Annotated in this window: 21 protein-coding genes and 1 pseudogene; 9 read left to right on the top strand and 13 right to left on the bottom strand. The window is 71.0% G+C overall.

All coding sequences use genetic code 11. The features are described from left to right. Positions 1-887, top strand: a pseudogene (locus IFT89_RS08850) (glycoside hydrolase family 2 TIM barrel-domain containing protein); the annotation flags it as partial. Here IFT89_RS08850 and IFT89_RS08845 read toward each other — a convergent pair. Then, positions 865-2,121, bottom strand: coding sequence for an NAD(P)/FAD-dependent oxidoreductase (locus tag IFT89_RS08845; protein WP_194644923.1), 1,257 nt, complete (start codon positions 2,119-2,121; stop codon positions 865-867). The pseudogene IFT89_RS08850 and the gene IFT89_RS08845 overlap by 23 nt on opposite strands. Positions 2,122-2,135: 14 nt before the next feature. Beyond that, positions 2,136-2,441 carry a DUF3072 domain-containing protein gene (locus IFT89_RS08840; RefSeq protein ID WP_079706423.1) on the bottom strand — a complete coding sequence of 102 codons (306 nt, stop codon included), beginning with the start codon at positions 2,439-2,441 and terminating at the stop codon, positions 2,136-2,138. A 136-nt stretch (positions 2,442-2,577) separates the two neighbouring features. Here IFT89_RS08840 and IFT89_RS08835 point away from each other — a divergent pair, with 136 nt between their 5' ends. Continuing rightward, positions 2,578-3,294, top strand: a complete 717-nt coding sequence (locus IFT89_RS08835) for an NADPH-dependent F420 reductase (RefSeq protein WP_192019128.1) — start codon at positions 2,578-2,580, stop codon at positions 3,292-3,294. Here the strand turns inward: IFT89_RS08835 and IFT89_RS08830 are convergent. After that, positions 3,291-4,076: an alpha/beta fold hydrolase gene (locus IFT89_RS08830; protein WP_202938764.1), complete on the bottom strand. Its 786-nt coding sequence runs from the start codon at positions 4,074-4,076 to the stop codon at positions 3,291-3,293. The two genes, IFT89_RS08835 and IFT89_RS08830, sit on opposite strands and share 4 nt — an antisense overlap. A gap of 73 nt (positions 4,077-4,149) precedes the next feature. Here IFT89_RS08830 and IFT89_RS08825 point away from each other — a divergent pair, with 73 nt between their 5' ends. Then, positions 4,150-4,854: a helix-turn-helix transcriptional regulator gene (locus IFT89_RS08825; RefSeq protein ID WP_202938763.1), complete on the top strand. Its 705-nt coding sequence runs from the start codon at positions 4,150-4,152 to the stop codon at positions 4,852-4,854. Positions 4,855-4,892: 38 nt separating this feature from the next. Then, positions 4,893-6,188 carry an HNH endonuclease signature motif containing protein gene (locus IFT89_RS20225; protein ID WP_244650660.1) on the top strand — a complete coding sequence of 432 codons (1,296 nt, stop codon included), beginning with the start codon at positions 4,893-4,895 and terminating at the stop codon, positions 6,186-6,188. Positions 6,189-6,210: 22 nt separating this feature from the next. Here the strand turns inward: IFT89_RS20225 and IFT89_RS08815 are convergent, their stop codons facing one another. The 6 genes from IFT89_RS08815 to IFT89_RS08790 all read right to left on the bottom strand — a co-directional run bounded on the left by IFT89_RS08815 (position 6,211) and on the right by IFT89_RS08790 (position 10,739). Then, positions 6,211-6,726 carry a hypothetical protein gene (locus IFT89_RS08815; RefSeq protein WP_213014223.1) on the bottom strand — a complete coding sequence of 172 codons (516 nt, stop codon included), beginning with the start codon at positions 6,724-6,726 and terminating at the stop codon, positions 6,211-6,213. A 135-nt stretch (positions 6,727-6,861) separates the two neighbouring features. Continuing rightward, positions 6,862-7,725, bottom strand: coding sequence for an NAD-dependent epimerase/dehydratase family protein (locus tag IFT89_RS08810; protein ID WP_202938762.1), 864 nt, complete (start codon positions 7,723-7,725; stop codon positions 6,862-6,864). 10 nt (positions 7,726-7,735) lie between these two features. Further along, a complete protein-coding gene (locus IFT89_RS08805) occupies positions 7,736-8,131 on the bottom strand; it encodes an AraC family ligand binding domain-containing protein (RefSeq protein ID WP_137244167.1) in 396 nt (131 codons plus the stop codon). Then, positions 8,131-8,571, bottom strand: a complete 441-nt coding sequence (locus tag IFT89_RS08800; RefSeq protein ID WP_138945501.1) for a cupin domain-containing protein — start codon at positions 8,569-8,571, stop codon at positions 8,131-8,133. Before IFT89_RS08800 ends, IFT89_RS08805 begins: the two co-directional genes overlap by 1 nt. 45 nt (positions 8,572-8,616) lie before the next feature. Then, positions 8,617-9,441 (bottom strand): phosphoenolpyruvate hydrolase family protein, encoded by an 825-nt coding sequence (locus IFT89_RS08795; protein WP_202938761.1) that lies wholly within the window; start codon positions 9,439-9,441, stop codon positions 8,617-8,619. Between the two features lie 2 nt (positions 9,442-9,443). After that, positions 9,444-10,739, bottom strand: coding sequence for a Tm-1-like ATP-binding domain-containing protein (locus IFT89_RS08790; RefSeq protein ID WP_202938760.1), 1,296 nt, complete (start codon positions 10,737-10,739; stop codon positions 9,444-9,446). Positions 10,740-10,986: 247 nt separating this feature from the next. Between IFT89_RS08790 and IFT89_RS08785 the strand changes: the two genes are divergently transcribed. Both IFT89_RS08785 and IFT89_RS08780 read left to right on the top strand, forming a co-directional pair. Next, positions 10,987-13,641 (top strand): alpha-L-rhamnosidase, encoded by a 2,655-nt coding sequence (locus tag IFT89_RS08785; RefSeq protein WP_202938759.1) that lies wholly within the window; start codon positions 10,987-10,989, stop codon positions 13,639-13,641. 57 nt (positions 13,642-13,698) lie between these two features. Beyond that, positions 13,699-14,712, top strand: coding sequence for an LLM class flavin-dependent oxidoreductase (locus tag IFT89_RS08780; RefSeq protein WP_137244175.1), 1,014 nt, complete (start codon positions 13,699-13,701; stop codon positions 14,710-14,712). A 110-nt stretch (positions 14,713-14,822) separates the two neighbouring features. Here IFT89_RS08780 and IFT89_RS08775 read toward each other — a convergent pair whose 3' ends face one another. After that, complete coding sequence (locus tag IFT89_RS08775; protein WP_124767605.1) at positions 14,823-15,188, bottom strand: DUF952 domain-containing protein; 366 nt, start codon at positions 15,186-15,188, stop codon at positions 14,823-14,825. Between the two features lie 44 nt (positions 15,189-15,232). Between IFT89_RS08775 and IFT89_RS08770 the strand changes: the two genes are divergently transcribed. Next, positions 15,233-15,793 (top strand): TetR/AcrR family transcriptional regulator, encoded by a 561-nt coding sequence (locus IFT89_RS08770; protein WP_202938758.1) that lies wholly within the window; start codon positions 15,233-15,235, stop codon positions 15,791-15,793. A gap of 20 nt (positions 15,794-15,813) precedes the next feature. Here the strand turns inward: IFT89_RS08770 and IFT89_RS08765 are convergent, their stop codons facing one another. Both IFT89_RS08765 and IFT89_RS08760 read right to left on the bottom strand, forming a co-directional pair. Then, positions 15,814-17,226, bottom strand: a complete 1,413-nt coding sequence (locus IFT89_RS08765) for a carboxylesterase family protein (protein WP_202938757.1) — start codon at positions 17,224-17,226, stop codon at positions 15,814-15,816. Positions 17,227-17,360: 134 nt separating this feature from the next. Continuing rightward, the gene (locus tag IFT89_RS08760; protein ID WP_202938756.1) at positions 17,361-18,290 is read right to left on the bottom strand and encodes a C40 family peptidase; all 930 of its coding nucleotides are present in this window, start codon (positions 18,288-18,290) and stop codon (positions 17,361-17,363) included. 262 nt (positions 18,291-18,552) lie between these two features. Here IFT89_RS08760 and IFT89_RS08755 point away from each other — a divergent pair, with 262 nt between their 5' ends. Next, complete coding sequence (locus IFT89_RS08755; protein ID WP_202938755.1) at positions 18,553-18,879, top strand: FitA-like ribbon-helix-helix domain-containing protein; 327 nt, start codon at positions 18,553-18,555, stop codon at positions 18,877-18,879. Beyond that, complete coding sequence (locus IFT89_RS08750) at positions 18,876-19,307, top strand: type II toxin-antitoxin system VapC family toxin (protein ID WP_202938754.1); 432 nt, start codon at positions 18,876-18,878, stop codon at positions 19,305-19,307. The genes IFT89_RS08755 and IFT89_RS08750 overlap by 4 nt, the downstream gene beginning before the upstream one ends. Positions 19,308-19,325: 18 nt before the next feature. On the opposite strand, the gene IFT89_RS08745 is transcribed toward IFT89_RS08750, so the two are convergent. Continuing rightward, positions 19,326-20,357 (bottom strand): LacI family DNA-binding transcriptional regulator, encoded by a 1,032-nt coding sequence (locus IFT89_RS08745; RefSeq protein WP_191942004.1) that lies wholly within the window; start codon positions 20,355-20,357, stop codon positions 19,326-19,328. Positions 20,358-20,388: the final 31 nt, after the last annotated feature.

The raw sequence follows: 20,388 nt of genomic DNA, 5'->3' as shown, positions 1-20,388 counted from the left end.
CCGATCGCACGCCGGGCCACCGCATCACCCTCGGCGCAGGCTCCTTCGACGCCCGCACCGGCCGACTCCGCGCGCTCGGCGACCTGGAGTTCGACGGCCCCGCCCTCGACATCATGCGCGCACCCACCGAGAACGACCGGGGTCAGGGCCCACGGAACACCGCCGCCGCCAGTTGGAAGCTCACGGGACTCGACCGCTTCCTCCACCGCACCGACGCCGTCGAGCGGATCGACGACGGGCAGGGCGGCGGCCTGCGGGTCTCCGGCCGCAGCGCCCCGGCCGCGCACGGGCTCGGCCTGCGCTGGACGTTCGACTGGACCGACGTGGGCGGCGCCCTGGACCTGTCGGTGACCGTCGTCCCCGAGGGGATCTGGGAACACACCCCCATCGGCGATCACGTGCTGACGTTGCCACGCCTGGGCCTCCGACTCGGACTACCGGGCAGCTACACGGATGCGACGTGGTTCGGTCGCGGCCCCGGCGAGTCGTACGTCGACAGCCTCGCCGCGGCGCGCGTCGGTCGCTTCACGAGCAGTGTCGACGGGCTCCAGACCGACTACCCGGTGCCCGAGGAGAACGGCAACCACGTCGGGACGCGGTGGGTGGAACTCACCGGCGACGGCCTGCCGACCCTGCGCGCCGAGCAGCTGCAGGACACCGGCTTCGACTTCACCGCCCGACGGTGGACGAGCGAAGCGCTCGAGGAGGCCCGCCACCCGCAGGACCTCCGAGACTCCGGCCGCGTGTGGCTCAACCTCGACCACGCGCAGCAGGGCCTCGGTAGCTCGTCATGCGGCCCGGCCCTGCCCGAGCGCTACCGCGTGCCGGTGGCGGAGACGACCTTCGGCGTGCGGCTGCGGACGCTCACGCCCGACCCTGCAGGATGAGGTTCCAGTATACCCAGGGCAGGACGTAGCGGTCGGCGATGAACGTGAACCGACGCTCCTTCGCGAGTCCGTTCCAGAACGGGATCGAGGGCTTCGGGCGGTAGCGGTCGTCGAACTCGGCGAACACCACCGTCCCGCGGGAGACCGTGAACGGGCAGACCGAGTAGCCGTTGTAGACGGTGCTCGGCTGCTGGCCGGACCGCACGGCGACGAGGTTCTTCGCGAGGGTCTTCGTCTGTTGCCGGAGGGCACCGCCGGACTTCGAGCTCATCACCGCGGCGGCGTCGCCGAGCGCCCAGACGTCGGGGAAGCGCGGATGCCGCAGGGTCAGCGAGTCGACCTCGACGAACCCACCCGGGTTGCCGGGGTCGGCGAGCGCCGTGGCCGCGAGCCAGTCGGGTGCGGACTGCGGCGGCACGGCGTGGAGGACGTCGTAGGGGATCTCCTCCCGGAGTCCGCCCGTCACGCCGTCCTGCCCGCGATCCGGGCCGTCCTGCGGGTCGGTCTGCGCGATGGTCACCACGCGCAGCTCCGGATCCACCGCGACGAGCTCGCGCGAGAACCGCACCTCGATGCCGTACTCGGCGACCTTGCGGTCGAGTTCGGCGTCGATCATCGGCATGCCGAACATCGTGGGTGTGGGCACGACCAGCACCACACGGATGTCGTCGAGGACGCCCGTCTGCCGCCAGTAGTCGCACGCGAGGTACATCGGCTTCTGGGCGGCACCCGAGCAGCTCGCGGGGCCGGCGGGCTGCGTGAACACGACGGTGCCGGAGCGGACCGACCGGAGCACGCGCGAGGCCTTCTGCGCGTACTCGAACGTGTAGTTGGAGATCCCCACCGGCGACGCCATCGCCTCGGTGAGACCGGGCACGGCGTCCCAGTCCTGCTGGATGCCCGGAGCGACGATGAGCTGGTCGTACTCGACGGCGGTGCCGGATTCCAGCGTCACCGTCTTCGCGACCGGGTCGATGGACTGGACCCGGTCCTGGATCCAGGTCACGCCCTTCGGCGTCACGACGAGCTGTGGCCTCGTGGCGACCGACGCGGACGCGGTCCCGCCCGCGACGTGCGAGAACATCGGTTGGTACCGATGGTGCTCCCGCGGTTCGATGACCGCGACGTCATCCACGCCGTATCGCCGGAGCCTCCCGGCGACGGAGAGACCGGCGTTGCCGCCACCGATGACGACCACCTCGTGATGGAGCTGTGCCGTCCTGGGATCGGTCACGGTGGCGGCGGCGCTCAGGATCCGGACTGACCGCGACCGGTGGCGTTCTGCAGCCGGTCGATGTGCTCGGAGGCCTGCGCCTTCGTCAGGTCGGCGGGGAGCTCCTCGCCGGCCTCGCGCGCCAGGGTGTCGAGGTAGCTGCGCTGCGGGCCGGTCATCGGCTCGTCGCCGGTGACCCAGTCCTCGGGGTCCTTGCTCGCGCTCGTCGAGCTGTCGTCGCCCCGGGCTCCGAGGGTCTCCTCGGTGGCGCCGATCGTCTCGGGTGCACCGGAGGTCGTGGCGTCAGGGGTCGTTGCGTCGGTCTGTTCTGCGTCAGTCATGCGGCAACGGTACGTCGAGTGGGCGATCGGGCAGGAGGGGTTGCGCGGCCCGAGCGATCGGTGTCGGAATAGCGACGGACGACCCCCGGTTGACCCAGGCGACCGCGTGCGGCCGCACCGTCCACGAAGGAGACCCATGTCCGACACCGCTTCCGGAACCGACCGATCCGCCGACGAGCCGACTCCGTCGCAGGGCATCACCATCGGCATCCTCGGCGCCGGCAAGGTCGGCACGGTCCTGGCACGACTCGCGGTCGCCGCCGGATACCGGGTGCTCATCAGCGGTTCGCGCGACGCCGCCCGGATCGCCCTGACGATCGACGTCCTCGCTCCGGGTGCCGTCGCCACGACCGCCGCCGAGGCAGCGGCCCAGGCCGACCTCGTCATCCTCGCGCTGCCCCTCGGCAAGCACCGGTCGGTGCCCGTCGACGAGCTGCGCGGCAAGCTCGTCATCGACGCCATGAACTACTGGTGGGAGGTCGACGGACATCGCGACGACCTCAGCGCACCGGAGACCTCGACGAGCGAGCTGGTCGCCGCCTTCCTGCCGGAGTCACGGGTCGTGAAGGCGTTCAACCACATGGGGTACCACGACCTCGACGGGGAGCCGCGTCCGGCCGGCACGCCGGGCCGCAAGGGCATCGCGATCGCCGGCGACGCCCCCGCGGACCGGGCAGCCGCCTCGGCCGTGGTCGACGCCCTCGGGTTCGACCCCGTCGAGATCGGACCGTTGCGCGCGGGCGTCGTCCTCGAACCCGGACACGAGCTCTTCGGGGCGAACATCGGGGCCGACGAGATCCGCGAGGTCGCCGAGGTGCGGGCATTGGCCGAAGCCGAGGCGGGCGTCCGCTAGGCGACGCGGCGGGTTCCAGCGTCAGATCGGTCTCGACCGTTCGGTCGCGGGGTGAGCGCCGCTGAGCGGATCACCTCCGCGAGCTCGCCGGCACGGCTCCACATCGGCCAGTGACCTGTCGGGAGGTCGACGACCTCGACGGTCTCGAGCCCCGCGACCTCGGCGAACATGGGGTGTCCGCCTCGGGCCAGGTCCCGCACTTGCGCGCTCGGGATCGAACAGCACACCAGGGTGGTCGGGACGGCGGCGCGGGCCTCGTTGGTCAGTTCGACGGCCTGTCGGAGGACGGACCCCGGCTCGGGGACCGCCCGGGCGCGGAACCGGTCGAGGACCTCGGCGCTCAAGCCGTCGAGGCTCGCCTGCTGGGCGAGGACGTCGAAGGCCGGGAGCGGAAGCTCGTCCACGTCGTCCGGGAGGTCCGGCGCGAAGACCGTTCCGGACGCCAGCGGGCCGGAGTCCACCCAGACCACCCGGCGGACGAGCTCCGGATGCCGGTCGAGGAGCAGGCTGACGGGCGCGTTGGCGCCGCTGTGCGCGACGATGACCGCTGGGTCGTCCGCGGAGACGTCCCGCCGGGCGAGGACCTCCGTGATCGCGGCCACTTGGTCGTCGAGGGTCCTGCTGGACCGGTCGGGATCGGCGTCGTCGAGGCCGGGCAGGGTGATCGCGACGGCGCGCGAACGGTCGGTGTCGAGATGCCCGAGGACGTCGTCCCAGGCCCAGGCGCCCAGCCAGTGGCCGGCGATGAGGATGATGGTCGGGGTGTCGTTCTGTGCGTTCATGGCTCCAGCCTGAGGCGCGCTCCAGGCAGGTGTGTGTCACTATTTCTGTCATGAATCTCGAACTCGTGAGCCGATGAAGCGGGCGGAGCGCCTCCACGCCCTGTCCGAGGCACTGCGCCGGGGTGGATCGCGAGGAACCTCCGCCGAGCGGTTGGCGAGGGACTTCGGCGTCTCGGTGCGAACGGTCAAGCGGGACCTGCAGGCGCTCGAGCGCAGCGGCGCGCCCATCTGGTCACGCCCCGGACCAGGTGGCGGATACGGCTTGGCCGTCGGGGCGACGCTGCCCCCGGTCAGCCTGTCCCCGGTGCAGGCGGTGGCGCTCATGTCGGCGGTGTCCGCGGCACCCGACGCCCCCTACGCGGACCTGGCGGCCGCCGGAGTGCAGAAGATCCTGGACGTCCTCGACCCCAGGACCCGGGCACGAGCCGACGCACTGGCCGGTCGGATCTGGGTCGATGCGCCCCCGACCGCTTCGCGCGTCGTCCGATCGGCGCTCGAAGCGGCGATGGCCGAGCAACGGGTCGTCCGCATCCGGTACACCTCGCGGGCCGGGAGCACGACCACGCGCGACGTCGAGCCCGTGCTGTTCGCCTCGACGAACGGTCAGTGGCACCTCGTCGGATGGTGCCGAATGCGCGATGCGATGCGGTGGTTCACCGTGGCGCGTATCGAGCGAGCCAGCGTGACGTCGGCGGGCTGCAGCGGCCACACGGTGAAGGAGGTCGGCGACCCTCCCGCGAACGCGGCCCCGGTCCACGGTCGCGGAAACTCGTACTGACCATCTCGAATGTCAGTGGTCCATGATGGACTGGAGGCATGATCACCACCGAGCTCGCCCGGCGACGAGCCGCGCTCGACGCCGAGGAAGCCCGACTCCTCGCGGAGGCAGTGGCGTACGCTGACGCGACCACCTCCGCAGTGATGTCGTCGCGCATGTCCGAGTCGGAGGGACGCGACCTCGCACGGCGTTCGATCTGCGCATCGCTCGCCATGGCGACGCGTATGTCCGAGCCGACGCTGCAATACCGCATGGGTGAGGCGGAGACCCTCGTCCACCAGGCGCCGTCGGTGCTCGAAGCGCTGGAACGCGGCACGATCAGCGCCGGACATGCCAGGGCCGTGACCGACCAGCTGCGCGACGTCCCGGCCGGCGGGCGCGAGAGGTTCCTCCAGCAGGTGCTCCCGGTCGCCGAGCGGACCACGCCGGCGCTCCTCAAGCGACGCGCCCGGGTGCTGCGCGAACGGTTGCACCCCGAGTCGATCACGGTGCGAGCGCGCCGTTCCCGAGCCGACCGCCGAGTGACGATCGAGCCCGCCGCAGACGGCATGGCCTGGCTGAACCTCATGACGACCGCACCCATCGCGTACGCGATCATGTCGCGGCTCGACGGTGTTGCCGTGCCGGCTCGCGCCGCGGGCGACGACCGCACGCTCGCGCAGCTTCGCGCCGACGCGTTGGCCTCGCTCGCCGTGGCAGGCACCGTCAGCACCGACGGTGAGCCGATCCCCGCAGACCCGGAGTCGGGCGGGGAAGTGGTCTGGCTCGGGGGTGCGGGTGCCCCGAGCGACTGGGCCGCCAGGTCGGCTCAGCAGTCCGCGCTCATCGAGTGCCCCGTCGACGTCGAGGCGCACATCCGCCCTTCCGTCCAGCTCGGCGTGCCCGTCCTCTCGCTACTCGGCGTCACCGATGAACCGAGCACCCTCGACGGCTACGGGCCGATCGACCCCGAAACCGCCGCCCGGCTCGCGGTCGCAGCCCCGTCCATGACGAGAGTGCTCACCCAACCAGAGAGCGGCGCCGTCCTCTCCGTCGGCCGCGAGCAGTACCGGGTGCCGGCCGATCTCCAGCGCGCGGTGCGCCTGCGCGACGTCACGTGTCGGGCACCGGGACGCGGCCGGCAGGCGCGCAACTGCGACCTCGACCACACCACGGCGTGGGAGCACGGTGGCACCATGAGTATCGACAATCTGGCCACCCTCTGCCGTCATCACCATCGACTCAAACACCTACCCGGGTGGGAGGTCGAGCATCGCCCTGGCGGCACACTCCATTGGACGACACCTGACGGACGTCAACACGAAACAAGACCGGCCTTCGCCGAGACCGGATGATCGAACGAACGCCGTGCGGTGTTCAGACGATTGTCCTGAGGTAGACGACAACGGTACCGTCCGCCATGTCGCCACGCGCGGCCTGTCCCTTCCCGAAGCGGATCGGGTTCACAGCGATCGCTCCATCCTGCTCGAGCTTGCCCATCAAGCCCGCGGAGGCCGTCACGGCGGTCGCGGCCGTCGGCACCTCGGCGGAGGAGGTGAACTCGAGCCTGGCGGTATAGGTGATGGACAGGATGCCTGATCTCCGCAACTCACTGACGAGTACGTCGTCATCGAGGTCGACGCCGAACACCGTCTCGACCGACGATCGCAACTCGACCTGGCATTCGGACTCGACGGAGGCGTAACCGCACGTCTTGACCTGCCCGTCGAGAGTCGGGTAGGTGCCCTGGAATGATCCGATACCGAACCCGATCACCGCGATCACCGCGGCGACACCGGCCACGAGCATCGCGAGCGTGGTTGCGAACCGGCGAGCAGCCTGCCTGAACGGAGTCCTCGGATACTCCCGCTCGTGGAAGAACCCATCAGCCAAGGGCACGACCGCACCCGGCGCGGTTTCTTCCGTCGGCGGCTCGGTCGATGACCCGGTCATACTTCCCCCAACGCGGCGGTCCACCCCCGGACCGCCGCTCGCTCACCCTACCCGCACCGAATTCGAGGCGGCCGGTCAGCCCCGCGTCGACCGCTCGCGCTCGAACTCGTCCCGCCAGGAGTGCTCGGGCTCGAAACCGAGGCGCGCGCGGGCCTTGTCGATGGACATGAGCGTCTCGAACTCGCCGAGCCCCGCCCGCAGCGGGACGCCGGGGAAGTGCGTCAATGCGAGCTCAGCCGACGGCACGGTCGTCCCGTTGTCGGAGGCGCACACGTCGTAGACCTCGAAGCCGGGCTCCGCCCGCGCCAGCGCCAGCGCGACCGCCTGCGCACCGTCACGTACGTCGACGTAGCTGAACAGGAGGTCGCGCCGGTACCCGGGCTCCGACGCCCGCGCGAACGTGCCGTACTCCCCCGGCGCCACGACGTTCGTGAACCGCAACGCGGTGATCGACGTCCCGTCGGCCCACCGCACCAACTGTGCGGCCATCGCCTCCTCGGCGACCTTCCCGAGCGCGTAGGTGTTGTTCGCGCGACTGACGGTCTCGTCGATCGGCAGGAACTCGGGCGCCTCCTCGAACGGGAATCCCATGGCCGTGATGCTCGACGCCGTCACGATCGTCGGGATCCCAGCCCGCAGCGCCGCGTGCAGCACGTTGAACGACACGGTCAGGTTGTTGTGGAACGTCGCCGCATCCGGCACGAGCCCGTTCACCGGGATCGCGGCCAGGTGCACCACGGCGTCGAGACCTGCGAACCTCGCCGTCACCCCGAGCAGGCTGTCGATCGTCTGCCCGTAATCGGCCAGGTCCACGCGGGTGAACCCCGGCCCGGCCGTGCCCGCGACATCGAGCCCGTGCACGTCGTGGCCGTCCCGCCGCAGTCGTTCGACGGTGGCGGAACCGAGCTTGCCCGAACTCCCGGTGACGGCGATGCGCATACCGACGATCCTAGGCTCGGGCCGGGAAGTCGGCAGGCAGCGGGAGCGCGGTCACCACGTGCCCGGCGGCGTCGTCGTCGTTCGCATGCAGATGACCGACGCGCCCACCGGCCGGGAGTCCCGTCTCCGTGAAGAAGCCGCGGATCGTCTCGTACACTTCGACGATGTCGTGGGTGTCGCCGGCCTGCGTCAGCACGATGTCGCCCGACTGCACGTAGCGCTCACCACCGTCGACGAGCACCTTCCCCTTGCCCTCGGTGATGAACCAGATCTCGTGGTCGTCGTGGTGGTGCCGGTCGAACCGTCCACCGTCGACCGACACCGCGAAGCGCCCGATCGTGCCGATCTCGCTCCAGTCCGGCTTCGAACCCGGATGCACCCAGGAGCCCGGTTCGATCACCGGCATCAGCGGTCCTGCTTCCAGCTCGGGGCCGTTCCGGCGTCGAGGATGCGCGCGTCGGGCAGGCCGTCGAGCCCCGTCTCCGCGCCACCCGGCGTGTACACGACCGACAGCCGTAGCGGGCGCCACGTCGTGTTGTAGGTGGAGTGCACGGTGTCCTTCGGGATGTACACGGCGTCGCCCTCGCGGATCGGGAACGCCGGACCGTCGCCGACCGTCTGGACCCCCTCGCCGGAGATCACCGTGATGACCTCCTCCTCGCCCGGGTGCTGGTGGGGTGCGTGGCCCTGCCCGGGGTAGACGATGACCTCGCCGACCGTGAGCCCGGCGCCCTCGTCGAGATGCGGGGTGACGAGCCACTTGATGGTGCCCCAGTCGAAAACCCGGGTGGGGACCTCGTCGGGGCGACGGCCGGCGGTGGCAGGGGTGATGGCGTGTTCGGTCATGTGAGGCTCCTCATCGAGTGGTCGTGCGGTGGGCGGTGCGGGCGGTCAGCGGGTCTGGATCGCTTTGAAGTCCTCGATCTGGCGCTTGATGGCGCGCTCGGTCGGGAGACGCTCGACGGATGATGCGCCGAAGAACCCGGAGACACCCGTCGTGTTGGCGAGGATGTAGGCGGCGTCCTCGGGTTCGGCGATCGGACCGCCGTGGCACAGCACGATGACGTCGGGGTTGATCGCGACGGCCGCGTCCCGCATCTCCTGTACCCGGTGCGCCGACTCCTCCAGCGAGAGCGCCGTGGTCGCGCCGATCGTGCCGGCGGTCGTGAGGCCCATGTGCGGGACGAGGACGTCGGCACCCGCCTCGGTCATCGCGACCGTCGACTGGACGTCGAAGACGTACGGCGCCGTGAGGAGGTCGCGCTCGGCGGCGAGGCGGATCATGTCGACCTCGAGGTCGTAGCCCATGCCCGTCTCCTCGAGGTTCTGGCGGAAGACGCCGTCGAAGAGCCCGACGGTCGGGAAGTTCTGCACGCCGGTGAACCCCATCGTCTTGAGTTCGTCGAGGAAGCGCTCCATGATCCGGAACGGGTCCGTACCGTTGACGCCGGCGAGCACCGGGGTGTCGCGGACGATCGGCAGCACCTCCCGGCTCATCTCCACGACGACCTGGTTCGCGTCCCCGTAGGCGAGCAGGCCCGACAGCGAGCCGCGACCGGCCATCCGATACCGGCCGGAGTTGTAGATGATGATGAGGTCGACGCCGCCCGCCTCCGCGGACTTCGCCGAGATGCCGGTGCCCGCCCCGGCGCCGATGACGGCCTCACCACGCGCGACGGTGGCGCGGAGACGTTCGAGTGCGATGGTCCTGTCCATGGTCAGTCCTCTTCCGTTGTGCTGTGCTGGCCGGTGCTGTTCCGCTCGATCAGGGCGTGCAGGGTGTCGGCTGCGATCCTCGCGAACACCGGATCGTTGAGGTGTTCCGGACGGTCGACGACGGTGACCGCGCTGCCCGCCACGCCCGCGAGCACCGCATCGATGAGCGCCGCGTCCGCCGCCGCGTCGCGGAACGGCAAGCCCTCGGCATCGAGCGCCGAGACACCGCCGCGCGGGATCAGCAGGACGGTGGGGGCCCCGGCTCCTGCGAGCTTCACCCCGATCCGCTCGCCCAGCTCGCGGTTCTCGTCGACCGTGGTGCGCATGAGCGTCACCGTCGCGTTGTGGACGAAGAAGTGGCGATCGGCGAACCGCTCCGGCACGGTGTCGCGAGGGCCGAAGTTCACCATGTCGAGCGCACCGAGGCTGACGAGCTGCGGGACGCCTGCCACGCCGGCCGCGGTGAGTCGGTCGGGGCCCGCCGTCAGCACGCCACCGACGAGGTCGTCCGCGAGTTCGGTGGTGGTGAGGTCGAGGACCCCCGCGAGCATGCCGCTGCGGGCGAGTGACTCCAGCGCCTGCCCACCCGAGCCGGTGGCGTGGAAGACGAGGACCTCGTAGCCGAGTTCGTCGAGGCGCTCGCGAGCCACGTCGACCGCGGGCGTCGTGACCCCGAACATCGACGCCCCGATGAGGGGGCGGTCCGTCCGCTCGGCGGACGAAGCCAGACCGCGCGCCTGCGCAGCCGCCGCCATGCCGGCGATGGCCGCCACCGCGTTCCCGAGGACGGCTCGGGAGATCTGGTTGATCCCGGCGATGTCGACCACGCTGTACATGAGCGTCACATCGTTCGCGCCGACGTACGGCGCGACGTCCCCGGACGCCATCGTCGACACGAGGAGCTTCGGCGCCCCGATCGGCAGTTCGCGGAAGACCCGGGCGGCGATGGCCGACCCACCGCTGCCGCCGAGGGCGAGGACGGCGTCGACCCGCCCGGAGGCGTGCAGCCGGCCGATCACGGTCGCGGCACCCTCGGCCATCGCACTCACGGCGGCGCCACGGTCCTCCGCGGTGAGGAGCGTCTCGAGATCGGTCCCGGCAGTGGCCGCCACCTCGTGGTTCGGGTGGTCCACGGCAGCGTCGTACCCGTGGGGCTCACGCGTTCCGGCGTCGACGACCACGACGTCCGCGCCCAGTTCGCCGAGACGCTCGGCGACCCACCGGTACTCGGCACCCTTCGTATCGAGGGTGCCGACGAGGGCGACGGTCGGTCGGACTCCTGCTTCGGGTGCTGTCATCGTCGCTCTCCATCGTCGTCGTCGTGAGCGCAGGACGGCCGCGTATCGGCGCGCCCCACCTGGCGGATCCGCTTCGACCCCGCCAGCGCCTCCATCCTGGTCCAGGTTTTGAAACGTGTCAAGAAGTGTCGCACCATCCTCGCTTTCTCGTATACCAACGCTGTAGCATCGGGTTTTGAAACGTGTCAGAGTTGATCGCCGAGCGAGCTGCGACGCGCCCTGCCTGACGAAAGGACCAGCAGCCACGATGGTGACCACGAGCGCCCCCAGATTCGAGCACCTCCGCGAGGCCCGAGGGATCGGCGTCGCCACCCCGAGGCTGAGCTGGACGAATCTGGCGCCCGCCGGCTGGGAGCAGCACGCCGCCGAGATCGAGATCACCCGCGACGGACGGGTCACGACCACGGGCCGGGTCGCCACCGGTGAATCCGTCCTCGTCGCCTGGCCCGCCGCTCCCCTGCGGTCACGAGAGGTGGCATCGGTGCGCGTGCGGGTGTGGGGCACCGACGGCGGCCCTGGCCAGGCGGTCGAGGTGGCCGACTGGAGCCCGGTGGCGACGGTCGAGGCCGGCCTGCTCGCACCGGGCGACTGGGTCGCGGTGCCGGTCGCAGCCGACTGGGATGAGGAGCCGGAGAGCGACACGCGTCGGCCACCGCTGCTGCGGCGGGACTTCACCGTCGGTGCCGACCTCGTGTCGGCGCGGTTGTACCTCACGGCGCACGGCGTCTACGAGGCGGAGATCAACGGTCGTCGCGTCGGGGACGAGGCGCTCGCGCCGGGCTGGACCAGCTACGCGAGCCGGCTGCGCACGGCGACGCACGATGTCACCGAGCTCCTGCACCCCGGCGACAACGCCATCGGCTCCTGGATGGGCGACGGCTGGTACCGGGGCCGCTTGGGGTGGCGCGGTGGCTTCCGCAATCTGTTCGGCTCGGACCTCTCGCTCATCGCCCAGCTCGAACTCCGCTATGAGGACGGTCGCGTCGAGACCATCGCGACCGACGAGCACTGGCGCGCCTCGTTCGGCCCCATCATCAGCTCCGGCAACTACGACGGTGAGCACTACGACGCCCGCGAGGAGCTCCCCGGATGGTCGGAGCCCGGCTTCGACGACAGCGGGTGGGCCGGCGTACGGATCGGCACACGCGACCCCGCCACCTTCATCGCACCGCAGGGACCCCCGGTGCGCGCGACGCAGGAGGTCGCGCCGATCGCGGTCCTCACGAGCCCGAGCGGCAAGCGGATCCTCGACCTCGGCCAGAACCTCGTCGGTCGACTGCGGATCCGGGTGACCGGCCCGGCGGGCGAGACGGTCGTGATCCGGACCGCGGAGGTCATGCAGAAGGGCGAGATCTACACCCGTCCACTCCGCGAGGCGAAGGCGACCGACAGCTACACCCTCGCCGGCCGCCCGGCCCCAGCGGACGGCGGTGCCGCGGAGGAGTGGGAACCGCGGTTCACGATCCACGGCTTCCGGTACGCGGAGATCACCGGATGGCCGGGCGATCTCGACGAGGCGGTCGCGAACGGCGACGTCGTGGCGCGGGTCTACCACTCCGACCTCGAGCGGACGGGCTGGTTCGAGAGCTCCGACGAGCGGGTGGACCGCCTGCACGAGAACGTGCTGTGGAGCATGCGTGGGAACTTCGTCGATCTCCCCACCGACTGCCCGCAGCGGGACGAGCGCGTGGGCTGGACCGGCGACCTGCAGGTCTTCGCACGCACCGCCTCGTTCCTGTACGACGTGTCGGGCATGCTCGGCTCCTGGTTGCGCGACGTCGCGGTCGAGCAGCACGAGGACGGCACCGTGCCCTGGTACGTCCCGTTCATCCCCGACGACGGCCAGTGGACGCCGAACCGACCCGGCGCCGTGTGGGGCGACGTCGCCGTCCTCACCCCGTGGGTGCTCTACGAGCGCTTCGGGGACATCGGCGTCCTGGCGGCCCAGTACGACAGCGCGAAGCGGTGGGTCGACCTCGTCCACCGGCTCTCCGGTCCCGACCACCTGTGGAACGAGGGGTTCCAGCTGGGCGACTGGCTCGACCCGGCCGCACCACCGGATCGGCCGGCGGAGTCGCTCACCGACCGCCACCTCGTCGCCACCGCCTACTCGGCCTGGTCCACGGCGCACCTCGCCAAGACCGCCGCCGTGCTCGGTCGCGTCGACGACGCCGAGCACTACGCCGAGCTCGCTGAGGCGACCCGCCGGGCGTTCCTCGCGGAGTATGTCGGCGAGGACGGGCTGATGACGAGTGACGCGCAGACCGCCTACTCGCTCGCGATCGCGTTCGAGCTCCTGCCGGACCCGGCGGCCATCGACCGCGCCGGCGAGCGGCTGAGTGCCCTCGTCGTCGCCGCCGGCAACCGCATCGCGACGGGCTTCGTCGGGACGCCGATCGTGAGCGACGCACTGACGACGTCGGGCCATCTCGATCGCGCCTACGACCTCCTGCTCGAGGACGAGTGCCCGTCCTGGCTGTACGCGGTGGGACAGGGGGCGACCACGATCTGGGAGCGCTGGGACAGCATGCTGCCCGACGGGACCGTGAACCCGGGGCAGATGACCTCGTTCAACCACTACGCGCTCGGCGCGGTGGCGGACTGGCTGCACCGGGTCGTCGCCGGCATCGCTCCAGCCGCACCCGGCTACCGCTCGATCCTGTTCCGGCCCCGACCCGGCGGCGGGCTCACCCACGCCTCGGCCGTGCACCTGACACCCTACGGGCGGGCCTCGATCGCCTGGCGGATCGAGGCGGGCGTGCTGCACGTCGACATCGAGGTCCCCACCGGCACGACGGCGATGATCGACCTCCCCGGCCACCCACCGTTCCCCGTCCGCTCCGGCCTCCACACCGTTGCTCGCGAACTGTCACTTCCGGCTAGTGTGCAGGCCTCGCACTAGCCGCAGGCGACAGTTCGCGGGCGGAATAGGGGGGAACTGGGGCCGGTTGAATCAACCGTGAAGAAGATCGGGTTCCTGTCCTTCGGACACTGGCAAGACGTTCCGGGCTCCAGCGTGCGCACCGGGCGTGACGCACTGCTGCAGAGCATCGACCTCGCGGTCGCGGCGGAGGAGGTCGGTGTCGACGGCGCGTACGTGCGCGTGCACCACTTCGCTCGGCAGCTCGCGTCGCCGTTCCCGCTCCTGGCGGCGATGGCGGCGAAGACCTCGACGATCGAACTCGGCACCGGTGTCATCGACATGCGCTACGAGAACCCCCTCTACATGGCCGAGGAGGCGGCGGCCACCGACCTCATCAGCGACGGCCGACTGCAGCTCGGTGTGAGCCGGGGATCACCCGAGACGGCGCTCCGCGGGTCGGAGTCGTTCGGCTACGTGCCGGGCGACGATGAGACCGACGCGGACATCGCCCGCTCGCACACCGAGGTGTTCCGCGCGGCCATCGCCGGTGCGGGCGTGGCGCGTGCCAACCCGCAGATGACGGGGACCAACGGCCTGCTCGCGATCCAGCCGCAGTCGCCGGAGCTCGGCGAGCGCATCTGGTGGGGCGCCGGCTCACGGTCCACGGCGGTGTGGACGGCGGAGCAGGGCATGAACCTCATGTCGTCGACGCTCCTCACCGAGGACACCGGGGTGCCGTTCGACGAACTGCAGGCGGAGCAGATCCAGATGTTCCGCGACGCCTGGTCCGAGGCCGGTCACGAGTGGCAGCCGCGGGTCTCCGTGAGCCGCAGCATCCTGCCGCTCATCGACGACGAGACGCGCCGCTACTTCGGACTGCGCGCCCAGGCCGACTCGAAGGACCAGGTCGGACACCTCGACGGCGGACTCGCGCGCTTCGGCCGCAGCTTCATCGGCGAGCCCGACGTCATCGCCGCAGAGCTCGCGGCCGACGCCGCCGTGCAGGCCGCCGACACCGTCCTCGTCACCGTCCCGAACCAGCTCGGCGTCGAGTTCAACGCGCGCATCCTGGAGTCGATCGTCAAGGACATCAAGCCGGCGCTGGGGTAACCCCGGGGATCACAACTCCTGCTGATCGCCCGTCTGCAGGTTGACATGCGCACCAGGCGCTGCCCTCACGGTCGACGGCGAACCGTCCGCAGGAGTTGTGGTCGCCGGACTCAGCCCAGCAGCTCGGCGAGCGCCGCGGGCACCTGCCACGCGCCGGCCGCATCGCGCTCGAGCGGGAGCTCGGCGGTGATCGCCGGGCCGGCGGTCGGGAGCGGGGCGATGACGCGCGGCGTCGGAGCCCAGGTGACCTGGAGGCCCGCTGCATGGAGCTCCTCCACGTCGAGCACGATGAGCACGAGCGGCAGCTGGAGCGACCCATAGACCCGCTCGAGCACCTCGGGCAGTCGGTCGGCGGTCGTCGCGTGGACGAAGCCGGCGTCGACGAACGGCACGGCTCTCGTCGACACCTCGTACTCGCCGAACGGCCGACTGGCCTCCCAGTCGTCGACGATCGCGACATGCAGGATCTTCGTCATCTCCACCCTCTCCGTTTAATGAGACGTTACCGTATCATTAGAGCATGGAATCGAGACGTGGTCGCCCGACGGCAGCCGAACGTGACCGACGGCGCGACGCGATCCTCGACGCCGCCATCCGCCGGTTCACCGAGCACGGGTACGGCGGGACGACGATCGAGGCGGTCGCCACCGACGCGGGCGTGACGAAGCGGACGATCTACACCTGGTTCGGTGATCTCGCCAGCGTGCTGACAGCGGCGGTCGAACGGCAGCACGCGTACCTCCTCGCAGCCGACGAGGCAAGGTCCGAGGCGGAGCCCCTCGAGGACGCGGCGACACGACTCGTGATCGCGCTGCACTCGGACGTCTCGGTCGCCCTGCACCGACTCGTGATCGCGGAGTCTCCACGCTTTCCCGAGGTCGCCGCCGGCTTCTACGTGGCCGGCCCGGCCCGCTCGATCGCGTTCCTCGCCGGCCACGTCGGCGAGCGGGCGGAACAGCTCTACAGCCTGCTCCTCGGCGAACCGCATCGACGCAGGCTGCTCGGCTTGTCCGCTGCGCCGACGCCGGATGCAGCACGGGCGCACGCCCGCGCGTGCTTGGCGCTTGTCGTCGACGAGTAGTCAGGTGGCCAGCGCCACGCTCAGCGGTCGAGCGTGACCACGTCGCTCAGGCCCGCGGTCGCGTCGGCGGCCAGGACCCCGTCACGCGCGAAGTCGGCCCACATCTGCCGCAGGAAGCGGCCACGACGGTCGACCTCGGCCCACGTGGCCGAGCCGATGAGCGCCGTCCGGCTCCACGACCGTTCGGTGCCGAGGAGCAGGGGCAGGTCCGTCACGTGCGACGCCCCGTAGGGGCTGCCGGGCGGCGCCCAGCTGAGCTCGTACCGCGTGGCCCGACCGCCCGACGCCCGATGCCGCTCGACGAACTTCCGGGCGTCGCGCGTGTAGGTCACGTGCGTGGTCGCGCCGACGAGCGCCCGCCGGATGGGGTCACCGACGAGCGGCATCGAGGTCATACGGGCGAAGGCCGGGATGAGCGGCACGTACAGCCGGGTCTCCTCCGTCGTCGAGCCGATCAGGACATCGATGCGCGAGGCGGCCTCACGCCAGGCGGCGTCGCGGTCGGCCTCCGCCGGGAGCGGCGCGTGACCGTACTGGGTGCCGAACGCCATGCCACCACGCAGTCCGAACCGTCGCGCCGCCCGCTCCACCTGCTCTTCGAGCGCGAGCAACTCGACCACCGGGGTGTCCCGCGTCGGGCTGCCGGCCGCCCGCATCATCGCACTCGCCATCTTCGCCCGACCACTGCTGATGCCGAGCGGCGCGCTCTGGACGATGGCGCGCTGGAAGAGCCCCGCGGTACCGTCGCTGATCATGAGGTGCGCGATCGCATCGCCGCCCGCCGACTGCCCGAAGAGCGTGACCGACCCCGGGTCGCCGCCGAACGCAACGATGTGCTCGTGGACCCACCGGAGCGCGAGGACGAGGTCCAGCAGGCCGAGGTTCGCCGGCAGCGTCTCACCGTCACCGAGGAAGCCGAGGATCCCGAGCCGGTACGTGACCGACACCACGATGACCCGCTGCTCGACGACCAGGCTGATCGGATCGTAGACATCGAGGTCGCCGGCACCCGTGACGTAGGCCCCGCCGTGGATCCACACCATCACCGGCAGCGACTCGTCCGGGCGCATGTCGGCAGGGACCGTGATCGAGAGCGCCTGACAGTCCTCCGAGTCGACCATCCCTTCACCGGCACCCTCGAGGACGGCCTCGAGCACCCGGGAGGAACGCTGCGGTGAGGCCGGCGCCCGCTCGAAGGCCCGGAACGGCACCGGATCGCCGTCGGCGCCGACGGGAAGACCGGTCGGCACCGGCACCTCGAAGCGTCCCGCGCGGGCGTACGGGATGCCGCGAGCCCGGACCACCGCGCCGTCGACCCGACCGAGGATCGTGCCGAGGGAGGTCTCGAAGGCACGTGCGTCCGCCGGCGGTGGGGTCGCAGAGGACTCCGCACCTGGCGCGTCGGAGGTCGGGCTCGCGTGCAACTCGGTCATCTGTCCACGCTATCCCCGAGCGGCCTGCGCACAACTCCTGCCCGACGGGCTCACACCGAAGACACGGCAGCCCGAACCGGGCCGAGCTGCCGACCGAGGGCCGGTCGAGCAGGAGTTGTGGACGGGGAAACCGTCTACGGGATGCGGATGTAGACCGGGTCGCCCCAGATCGACAGCCGGTGCTGGACGTAGCGCCCCCAGTCGGGAGAGTCGTACATGCCGCCCGCGCCGTCGTAGATCGCGATGTGACCTTCCGGCCAGTAGAGCAGGTCACCGGCGACGGCCTCCGACGCCGAGATCTGCACGCCCGACGCGGCCTGCGCACCGGCGCCGCGAGGCAGGGACACACCGAACGCCGCGAAGACGTACTGCACGTAGCCGTCGCAGGCGAAGCTGTCGGACGGGTCGTTGCCGTTGCCGTAGGGGACGACGCCGACGAACTGCGCCGCGTAGGCGAGGATCGCCTCGCCGGATCGGGCGACGGCTGGAGCCGCGTAGGTTCGTCCCGCCGCAGCCGACGCGGACGACGAGGAGGCGGCGGATGCACTCGCGGCCGCCTCGGCAGCAGCAGCTGCAGCGGCGGCCGAGGCGGCGTCGACCTCCTCCTGGCTGGTTGCGCCGTAGCCGTCGCGCACGAAGGGCACATCGGCTGCGGTCGACGGCACGGAGTACGACACCGACTGCATCGTCGCTGCAGACGGGATCGCGCCACCGGTCGCCGCATCGACGTCGACGCCCGCAGCGGCCGCCGGCAGCGACACCGACACGAAGAGCCCGGTGGCGAGCGTCATCACGCCGAACGTGGCGAACGGCTTGGCGCGCTTCGCGAACGAGCTCTTGGCGCGTGGGGCCGAGGGCCGCTTGGTGGGCACGAGGTCGACGTGACGTCGCTCCTCCTCGGCGGAGGCGGTCCAGCTGGCGTCCTCGAGTCGAGCCGCGCGACGGGCGGCTCGTGGGCTGAGGGCCACGTGGCGGCCGCCGGTCCGGGCGGGGGTCACGGGGGTTACGGCGGGAGTGTTCGGGTCGCGGCGCTCGAGGGCGCGCGCAGGGGTGGTGCTGGTCATGTACGGGGTACCGTCCTGGGTCTCGGTCGCGTCGGGGGCGCGCTCGGTTCATGCTCGGTGGGTGCAGCATCGCCTCGGCAGAGCCGCCCCTCGATGACCGCGGTCGACCGGTTGCCCGATCCGAGGGAGGCGAAACGGCCACCCTACGTGGACGTCCCTGAGAGGATCCTCCGCTTGGCGCGGCCTGTGGAGGAACGATGAAGCACGAATCACCAATTTGCTAGCATCGTGCTAGCACTCCATTCCCACGAGAGGTGACGACATGCCCACGGTGACCGTCCGGAATCTCGACGAGGACACGAAACGCGGTCTGCAACAGCTCGGCGCCTTGCACGGACGATCGATGGAGGCGGAGATCCGGGCGATCCTCGCCGCGGCCGTCAGGACGACGACGGCTGAGGATCTCCGCGCCACCTCGGCCGCCGACAGCAACCGACCAGGCCTGGCGGAGCGTATCCATCAGCGCTTCGTCGACCTCCACCTCGACGGTGAACTCGTCATCGAACTGCCCGACCGCACCACGACCACCCGACCGAATCCGTTCGACGATGCCGCGAGCGCCGACGCGGACGACCCGGCCCCGAGGTGATCATCCTCGACACGAACGTCGTCTCCGAACTGTTCAGGCCACGGCCCGACCCCACGGTTGCCCGGTGGCTCGACCGGCAGGACGAGGCCGACCTCCACCTCACCGCGATGACCGCTGCCGAGCTCCTCGAAGGAACCCTGCGCCTCCCTGCAGGCGCTCGCCGATCGGCGCTCGTCGGGGCCGTGGCGACCGTGCTCGATGCCGACTTCGCAGGACGCGTCCTCCCCTTCTCTGCGGAAGCCGCGCTCGACTACGCGGAGCTCATGACGACGCGACGCCGCTCCGGCAACCCCATCGGACCTCAGGATGCGATCATCGCGGCCATCGCGAGATCCTCCGACGCCGCTCTCGCGACGCGGAACACGCGCGACTTCGCCGGTGTCGGCCTCCACCTCATCGACCCGTGGGTCCCCGACCACCTGGCATGACGCAGGGCGGCACCCGCCTCAGGACGGGTCGACGCCGACCGTCGACTGCCGGACGACGAGTTCCGGCTGGAAGACGATCTGCTCGGGCACGCGTCGAGCGCCCGCGTCCGCCTCACGGAGCAGGAGCTCGACGGCGGTGTGGCCGATGAGTGCGCTCGGCTGACGGATCGACGACAGCGGGACGACCGCCGCCGACGCGAAGTCGATGTCGTCGTATCCGATCAGGGCGATGTCGTCCGGCACGCGCACCGAACCGAGCATGCTGAACGCCTGCAGAACCCCCATCGCGAGGAGGTCGTTGGCCGCGAACACCGCGTCGGGCCAGTCGTCACGAGGACGGTTCCGAATGGTCTCGCCCGCGGAACGGCCCTGCAGCACCGTCAACGCGGTGGTCTCCACGACCTCGAGGGTGACCTCGGCACCACCGGCCGCGGCTGCATCGACCGCCTGACGCGCACCGGCGAGCCGGTCGACGACCTGCCGGAGCGAGGACGGACCACCCACGACCGCGATACGACGCCGACCGAGTCCGATGAGGTGCTCGACCGCGAGCCGCCCGCCCGCGACGTCGTCGACGGCGACCGATGAGAAGCTCGTGTCATCGGTCTGCCGATCGACGAGGACCGTCGGCGTCCCGCGGTCGCGCAGCCGGCTGAGCCGGGTGAGGTCGTCGCCGAGCGGAGTGATGAGGACGCCGGCGACCCGCTGCTCCTCGAAGAGGTCGAGGTAGGCGCGCTCGCGGTCGATGCTCTCGTCGCTGTTTCCGAGCAGGACCGACCACCCCTCCGCATCGGCCCGGTCCTCGGCACCGCGGGCGACGTCGGTGAAGAACGGGTTGCCGACGTCGAGCACGACGAGGCCGACACTGCGGCTGCGGCCGGCCCGGAGCTGACGGGCCGCGTCGTTCCGCACGAAGCCGAGCTCGTCGATCGCCGCGTGGACGCGGTCGACGGTGACGGGCGAGACCTTCTCGGGGCGGTTCAGCACGTTGGAGACGGTCCCGACCGAGACGCCGGCTCTCGCCGCGACGTCCTTCACGCTCGCGCTCACGGCTCCCCTTCGCCTGTCGGACCCGCCAGGC

This window comes from Plantibacter sp. CFBP 13570, from assembly GCF_014841395.1.
Classification (GTDB): Bacteria; Actinomycetota; Actinomycetes; order Actinomycetales; family Microbacteriaceae; genus Plantibacter; species Plantibacter auratus.
This window is presented reverse-complemented; position numbering and strand designations above follow the sequence as displayed.

What these genes read in the sequence shown, in the direction of transcription:
- IFT89_RS08770 (WP_202938758.1), top strand. Translation starts at nt 15,233, where the DNA reads ATGGAATCGAGACGTGGTCGCCCGACGGCAGCCGAACGTGACCGACGG.
- IFT89_RS08790 (WP_202938760.1), bottom strand. Translation starts at nt 10,739, where the DNA reads ATGACAGCACCCGAAGCAGGAGTCCGACCGACCGTCGCCCTCGTCGGC.
- IFT89_RS08840 (WP_079706423.1), bottom strand. Translation starts at nt 2,441, where the DNA reads ATGACTGACGCAGAACAGACCGACGCAACGACCCCTGACGCCACGACC.
- IFT89_RS08830 (WP_202938764.1), bottom strand. Translation starts at nt 4,076, where the DNA reads ATGAACGCACAGAACGACACCCCGACCATCATCCTCATCGCCGGCCAC.
- IFT89_RS08785 (WP_202938759.1), top strand. Translation starts at nt 10,987, where the DNA reads ATGGTGACCACGAGCGCCCCCAGATTCGAGCACCTCCGCGAGGCCCGA.
- IFT89_RS08755 (WP_202938755.1), top strand. Translation starts at nt 18,553, where the DNA reads ATGCCCACGGTGACCGTCCGGAATCTCGACGAGGACACGAAACGCGGT.
- IFT89_RS08810 (WP_202938762.1), bottom strand. Translation starts at nt 7,725, where the DNA reads ATGCGCATCGCCGTCACCGGGAGTTCGGGCAAGCTCGGTTCCGCCACC.
- IFT89_RS08805 (WP_137244167.1), bottom strand. Translation starts at nt 8,131, where the DNA reads ATGCCGGTGATCGAACCGGGCTCCTGGGTGCATCCGGGTTCGAAGCCG.
- IFT89_RS08800 (WP_138945501.1), bottom strand. Translation starts at nt 8,571, where the DNA reads ATGACCGAACACGCCATCACCCCTGCCACCGCCGGCCGTCGCCCCGAC.
- IFT89_RS08765 (WP_202938757.1), bottom strand. Translation starts at nt 17,226, where the DNA reads ATGACCGAGTTGCACGCGAGCCCGACCTCCGACGCGCCAGGTGCGGAG.
- IFT89_RS08775 (WP_124767605.1), bottom strand. Translation starts at nt 15,188, where the DNA reads ATGACGAAGATCCTGCATGTCGCGATCGTCGACGACTGGGAGGCCAGT.
- IFT89_RS08835 (WP_192019128.1), top strand. Translation starts at nt 2,578, where the DNA reads ATGTCCGACACCGCTTCCGGAACCGACCGATCCGCCGACGAGCCGACT.
- IFT89_RS08825 (WP_202938763.1), top strand. Translation starts at nt 4,150, where the DNA reads ATGAAGCGGGCGGAGCGCCTCCACGCCCTGTCCGAGGCACTGCGCCGG.
- IFT89_RS08795 (WP_202938761.1), bottom strand. Translation starts at nt 9,441, where the DNA reads ATGGACAGGACCATCGCACTCGAACGTCTCCGCGCCACCGTCGCGCGT.
- IFT89_RS20225 (WP_244650660.1), top strand. Translation starts at nt 4,893, where the DNA reads ATGATCACCACCGAGCTCGCCCGGCGACGAGCCGCGCTCGACGCCGAG.
- IFT89_RS08760 (WP_202938756.1), bottom strand. Translation starts at nt 18,290, where the DNA reads ATGACCAGCACCACCCCTGCGCGCGCCCTCGAGCGCCGCGACCCGAAC.